Source organism: Bradyrhizobium sp. (assembly GCF_049512235.1).
Lineage (GTDB): Bacteria > Pseudomonadota > Alphaproteobacteria > Rhizobiales > Xanthobacteraceae > Bradyrhizobium.
This window is the reverse complement of the sequence record NZ_JBEKXH010000378.1, coordinates 1-6,239: the sequence shown is the minus strand read 5'-3', so window position 1 is coordinate 6,239 and position 6,239 is coordinate 1. Positions and strand designations below refer to the sequence as shown.

General features: G+C 63.7%; 6 protein-coding genes and 1 pseudogene. 6 read left to right on the top strand and 1 reads right to left on the bottom strand.

Annotated elements, in window-relative coordinates; all coding sequences use genetic code 11:
* A partial coding sequence (locus tag ABSG20_RS26855) for a hypothetical protein (protein ID WP_423867510.1) occupies positions 1–275 on the top strand: 275 nt, incomplete at its 5' end.
* Positions 276–277: 2 nt separating this feature from the next.
* On the top strand, positions 278–529 hold the full coding sequence (locus ABSG20_RS26850; RefSeq protein WP_423867509.1) for a hypothetical protein: 252 nt from the start codon (positions 278–280) through the stop codon (positions 527–529).
* A gap of 9 nt (positions 530–538) precedes the next feature.
* Here ABSG20_RS26850 and ABSG20_RS26845 read toward each other — a convergent pair whose 3' ends face one another.
* The gene (locus tag ABSG20_RS26845) at positions 539–958 is read right to left on the bottom strand and encodes a response regulator (protein WP_423867511.1); all 420 of its coding nucleotides are present in this window, start codon (positions 956–958) and stop codon (positions 539–541) included.
* A 167-nt stretch (positions 959–1,125) separates the two neighbouring features.
* Between ABSG20_RS26845 and ABSG20_RS26840 the strand changes: the two genes are divergently transcribed.
* The 4 genes and pseudogenes from ABSG20_RS26840 to ABSG20_RS26825 form a co-directional block, all read left to right on the top strand.
* Positions 1,126–2,259 carry a sensor histidine kinase gene (locus ABSG20_RS26840; RefSeq protein WP_423867508.1) on the top strand — a complete coding sequence of 378 codons (1,134 nt, stop codon included), beginning with the start codon at positions 1,126–1,128 and terminating at the stop codon, positions 2,257–2,259.
* A gap of 159 nt (positions 2,260–2,418) precedes the next feature.
* A pseudogene (locus ABSG20_RS26835) lies at positions 2,419–2,514 on the top strand (AraC family transcriptional regulator); the annotation flags it as partial.
* A gap of 123 nt (positions 2,515–2,637) precedes the next feature.
* On the top strand, positions 2,638–5,637 hold the full coding sequence (locus tag ABSG20_RS26830; RefSeq protein WP_423867507.1) for a xanthine dehydrogenase family protein molybdopterin-binding subunit: 3,000 nt from the start codon (positions 2,638–2,640) through the stop codon (positions 5,635–5,637).
* On the top strand, positions 5,634–6,239 hold a 606-nt coding region (locus ABSG20_RS26825), incomplete at its 3' end, for an FAD binding domain-containing protein (protein ID WP_423867506.1). The genes ABSG20_RS26830 and ABSG20_RS26825, both read left to right, overlap by 4 nt.

The following is a 6,239-nucleotide window of genomic DNA, read 5'->3' as shown; positions in this document are numbered from 1 at the left end:
CGCCGCGGCGCGGCTTGGCATGGACTTTCGCCGGCGAGCCTAGCACAGCGATACCCATGATTCATAGTTCCAGCGAAGATGTTGGGTTTCGCGAAGCGCTCAACCCAACCTACGAGCTGGGCCCGGCTGCCGGAACGGAGCTCGTAGGATGGGTGGAGCGCAGCGATACCCATCATTCGCAGTTCGAAGCCAAGATGTTGGGTTTCGCGAAACGCTCAACCCAACCTACGGCTGGGCCGGGCTGCCGGAACGGGATTAGCCAGAACGGAGAATAACGGTGAGTGAAGACAGCCCGCTTGTTCCGGTCCTCTATGAAGGCCTGGATCCTGCTCCGGACCGGAAGTCTGCCATCGCGGAAATCTCGGAAGCAGTGAAAGGAACAGTCGATCGCGTTCACGGCGCCATAAAAGCGGGTCGAAAACCCGGAATGCCGTTGAGTGTCCTCAGCAATATGACACGCGAAGCGCCACTTGGCTCCCTCCTGGTCGCGTTCCTGTTAGGCGTGGTGGTCGCCCGTCGGCGATGGTGACAAGCCGAATCAGAGGCCTTCGGGCGAGAGCTCCGGCTTCGGCATGGTTGCCTCCGTGGACGTTTGGATCGTCAACTCGCGCAACGCTTCTACGATTTCTCGTGGGCTGTAGGGTTTCGGAATAAACCGACTCCCGGAGGGTAGGTCCTCCTTGGTGATCTCCGCCATTCCCGAGGTCGCGACGATTTTGATCGGCGGCCAGCGGCCCCTGATCGCTGCAGCCAGCTTCAGGCCATCCATTGAACCCGGCATTTGAATGTCGGTGAAGACAACCGTAACATCGAGCCGATCCTCGAGGATGGCTATTGCTTCGTCGGCGTTGTTAGCTTCCAGAACATCGAAACCGGCGGCTTTGACCATATCGATCGCATCCATGCGGATGAGGAACTCATCTTCAACGATCAATACGACAGGCCGCTTGGTCTCCATCAGCCTCACGCGTCGCGCCTCCAAGGAAGCAAAGCAGCGAGATTAAACTTGGTTCCATAATGAGTTAGATATAGTTTCGCGCTTGAACTGGATAGACATGGAAGCCATCTTATGCACGGTTGCCAATGCACGGTGGCGGGCAAAACGGACGAGAGGCTGAGCGAACGGTGAAAGCGGAATTGCATGCTGCCGAAGGATATCGCCTTGGTTCGCTTCGGCGCTACGGCATCCTCGACACACCCCGCGAGGCCGATTTTGACGAGGTCGTGACAGTCGCGTCTGCCGTCTGCGCCACGCCGATCTCCGTCGTCAATCTCATTGACCAAGGCCGCCAATGGTTCAAAGCCGAAGTCGGACTAGGCGTCCGTGAAACGCCGCTCGACAGCTCGATTTGTGCGCACGCGATTTTGCAACCGGGCCTTTTCATCGTGCCCGATACGATGCTTGATCATCGCTTCTGCGATAATGCGCTGGTCGTCGGCGATCCGCATTTTCGCTTCTATGCGGGCGCGCTTTTGCAAACGCCCGAAGGCTTTCCGCTCGGCACGGTTTGCGTGCTCGATTTCAAGCCGCGCGAGCTTGATGAGACTCAAAAGGCTTTCTTGCGCTTGATGGCCAATCAAGTGATGAAACTGCTTGAGTTGCGCCGGATCATCGCCACCGAGCACGTTGCCAGAGTGCAAGCCGAAGAACTGGCGAAGGAAAGAGAAACGCTGATGCGCGAGGGCGATCACCGTCTCATGAATTCGTTGCAGCTCGTGCAATCAATTCTGGCTCTCCAGAGCCGAACCGCATCAAGCGAGGAAACCAAAGCGCAACTCGATATGGCCAGCAACCGGGTGCTCGCTATCGCCACGGTACACAAACAACTCCACCTTACAGGCAGTCTGGAAGAGATCGAGATTGACGCCTTTCTGCGCAGGCTGTGCGAAAGCCTCAAACACACCGCGCCCGCCCAAATCACCGCGATCGATGTTACCGCTGAAAGCACCAAGCTCCGTTCCGACATCGCGAGCGGGATGGGCATGTTGGTGGCGGAACTTGTAGCAAACAGCTTCAAGTATGCCTACCCGCCGGGACACCCTGGAAGTGTCGCCGTTGACTTCAGACGGACCTCCGGCGGATGGCGTTTGGAAGTCTCAGACGAGGGTCGCGGTCTCCCGGAGGGCTTTGACATCGATCAGAGCAAGGGCTTCGGAATGCAGGTCGTGAAGGCGTTCGTACGACGGCTCGACGCCAAGCTCACCGTATTCTCACGCCCGGGTCGCACTGCTTTTGAGATCAACGGCATTCAAGGCTGATTGCTCATGCGGTCGGCGCCCGGCTGATGCGGAACGCAATCTACGACGCCTGAGGTCATTGTTCGAACATGATCCATCGAGTCAAGCTGAAGGGATGATTTTTCGGTCGACGCGGTGCTGTACAGGTCGGCGAGTGTTCGCGAGATCGGCAACCAGCCTGGTTTTGCCGAGCCGGCACACTTCACACGTTTCTTCCGCAATCATGCCTGCGTGAGCCCGCGCGAGTTTCGCAACGTTTCCCGGCTCGCGAGTTGATGCTGCGCCGCACACAGCGTGCAAATGAGACGGAATGGTAAGTCGCGAGATCGGCTGGTATGTCCTGGGCTGGGCGCGGCCGAATAAAGTCTCCAACGGCGCCCAAGGCGGGAGGATTTTGGGATGGCGGATGCCGCCAGCCACAGCATCGCCAGCGACGGGCCCGGCTCGCTGTGGGTCGGACGCTCGATTCCGCGCGTCGAGGACGCCGCGCTGCTGACCGGACGCGGCCGATTTATCGACGATCTCGGGGTTCGTCCCGGCACGCTGCACGCCGCCATCCTGCGCTCGCCTTACCCGCATGCGGATATTGTCGCGGTCGATAGCTCGGAGGCGAAGCGCGCACACGGCGTCGCCGCCGTTCTTCTCGGCCAGGATGTCACGGCGCTGACCGCGAGCCTGGTTGTCGGAGTCAAGGCTGCGGTCGAATGCTGGCCGATCGCGGTCGGGCGGGTGCGTTATGTCGGCGAACCCGTTGCCATCGTGGCAGCGACCGATCGCTACCTGGCTGAAGACGCCGTCGACCTGATCGAGGTGCAATACCGGGTGCGTCCGGCCGTGGTCGATCCGCTGGCGGCGCTGGGTCCGGATGCGCCCGTCCTGCACGACGGCTTCGCCGGCAACGTCGCCAGCGACCGCACCTTTCGTTACGGCGATCCGGAGGCGGCTTTCGCCGCCGCGACCCGTCGCATCGGAATCGACATCCGCTACCCCCGCAATTCCTGTACCCCGATCGAAACCTACGGCGTAATCGCTGAGTATGATGCGGGCGAGGACGCCTACGATGTGTTGGCCAACTTCCAGGGCCCGTTCAGCATTCATGCGGTGCTGTCGCGGGCGCTGCGGGTTCCGGGCAACCGCCTGCGGCTGCGAACCCCGCCGGATTCCGGCGGCAGCTTCGGCGTCAAGCAGGGCATCTTCCCCTACATCGTGCTGGTGGCAGCGGCGGCGCGCGCTGCCGGACGGCCGGTCAAATGGATCGAAGACCGGATCGAGCACCTGACCGCCTCGGTCTCCGCCACCAACCGCGCGACCACGCTCAGTGCCGCGGTCGCCGACGACGGCCGCATCCTCGCGCTCGATTGGGACCAGGTCGAGGATTGCGGCGCGCATCTGCGTGCGCCGGAACCGGCGACGCTGTATCGCATGCACGGCAATCTGACCGGCGCCTATGACATCCGTCATCTCAAGGTCCGCAATCGCGTCGTGGTCACCAACAAGACGCCGACCGGGCTGAACCGCGGTTTCGGCGGCCCGCAGGTCTATTTCGCGCTTGAGCGCCTGGTGCAGCGGATTGCGCTCCGGCTGGGTCGCGACCCGCTCGACATCGTCAGGCGCAACCTCATCCCAAGCGAGGCCTTTCCATATCGGACCGCCAGCGGCGCGCTGCTCGATTCCGGCGATTACCAGGAGGCGATCAGAACCGGCGTCAGCGAGGGCGGCCTCGCCGAGCTGAAGAAGCGTCGCGACGCCGCCCGCGCGCAGGGCCGCCTTTATGGTATCGGCTATGCCGCGGTGGTCGAGCCCAGCGTCTCCAATATGGGCTACATCACCACCGTGCTGACGCCGGCCGAACGCCGCAAGGCCGGGCCGAAGAACGGCGCCCAGGCCACCGCAACGGTCGCGATTGATCCGCTCGGAAGCGTCAGCGTCCACGTGGCCTCGGTGCCGCAGGGGCAGGGCCATCGCACCGTCCTGTCGCAGGTCGTGGCCGACATCTTCGGCCTCACGCCAGGCGACATCAGGGTCAACACCGAAATCGACACCGGCAAGGACGCCTGGTCGATCGCCTCGGGCAATTACGCCAGCCGCTTCGCGCCCGCCGTCGCCGGCACCGCCAAGCTCGCCGCCGCCCGAATCGCGCAAAGGCTGGCGCGGATTGCGGCGAGCCAGCTCAATACCGATGCCGATGACATCGTTTTCTCCGCCGGCCAGGTCGGCTCGCGTCGCAATCCGGACAACAAACTATCGTTCTCGCGGGTCGCTGGGCTCAGTCACTGGTCACCTGCCGCGCTGCCAGATGGCGTCGGGCAGACGATCCGCGAAACCGTGTTCTGGAGCCCGCCGGAACTGACCGCGCCCGACGACGACGACCATGTCAATTCGTCGCTTTGCCACGGCTTCATCTTCGATTACTGCGGCGTTGAGATCGATCGCACCACGCTGCAAACGCGGATCGCTGGCTACGTCACCATGCACGACTGCGGAACCATTCTGCATCCCGGCATGGTCGACGGCCAGATTCGCGGCGGTTTCGCCCAGGCGGTCGGAGCCGCGCTGTACGAGGAATATGCCTATGCGCCCGACGGCAACTTCCTGACCGGAACCTTCGCCGATTATCTGCTGCCAACGACGAAAGAAGTCATCGATCCCTGTATTCTCCACATCCAGACGCCGTCGCCGTTCACGCCGCTCGGCGCCAAGGGCGTCGGCGAGGGCAACTGCATGTCGACGCCGGTCTGCATCGCCAATGCCGTCGCTGACGCGCTGGGCGCCGAAGACCTCGAGCTGCCGCTGGTCCCGGCCAAACTGGCGAATCTCGTGCGCGGCGCCGAGGCCGCGGCGCCGGCCGGCCGCGTCGCAGCCAAAACCGAGGTCAAGCGAAGGGACGATCGCAACCTGCGCGGCGAAGGCGAGGCCATTGTCGGAGCTCCGGTCGAGCGGATCTGGGCCATGCTGCTCGACCCCGCGACACTGCAGGCGACGATTCCCGGATGTCGTGAGGTCCGGAAGATCTCGGACAGCCATTTCCGCGCCGAGGTGACGCTCGGCATTGGTCCGGTCAAGGGGCGATATCGCGCCGACGTGGAATTGTCCGACCTCGACCCGCCCCACGCGCTGACGCTCGGCGGCTCCGCCGAAGGCGCCCTCGGATCCGTCGCTGGCGAAGGACGCATCACGCTGACGGAGCTCGACAACGGCGGCACCTCGATCCGTTATGCCTACGAGGCGGATATCGGCGGCAAGGTGGCCAGCATTGGCGGCCGGCTGCTCGACGGCGCCGCCCGCGTCATCATCGGCCAGTTCTTCGCAGGCTTGGCGCGCCATGCCGCCGGCACACCGGTGGAGTCGCGCGCATCGCCGTTGGCAAAGCTGCGGCGCTGGTTTGGAGCGCGTTCATGAAGCCCGCCGCGTTCGACTATGTCTGCGCCGAGCATCTCGATGAAGCGCTCGATGTGCTTGAGCAGGAAGGCGGCGACGCCCGCATCATGGCCGGAGGCCAATCGCTGATGGCGATGCTCAACATGCGTCTCGCCAGGCCGAAGACGTTGATCGATATCATGCGATTGCCGGAACTGGCGCGCATCGAAAGCCGGGGAGAGGCGATCACGGTCGGGGCGGGCGTTCGCCAGGCCGAGCTGCTGGCGTGGCCGGAACTCGTCCGCAGCCTGCCACTCGTCGCCCGGGCGTTGCCGTGGACCGGACATGCCCAAACCCGAAGCCGCGGCACCGTTTGCGGCTCGATCGCGCACGCCGATCCGAGCGCGGAATTGCCGCTGGTGCTGCAGGCGCTTGGCGGCGAGGTGCATTTACGCAGCGCCAGGCGGCGTCGGCGCCTGCCGGCGAATGCGTTTTTCGCCGGCATGATGGCGACCGCGCGCGCCGACGAAGAACTGATCGAGGCGGTGTCATTTCCGGTTCGGCAGCAGCGCTGCGCCTTTCGCGAAGTCGCGCGCCGGCACGGCGACTTTGCCATCGTCGCCGGCGCCGCGATCGGGACCGCC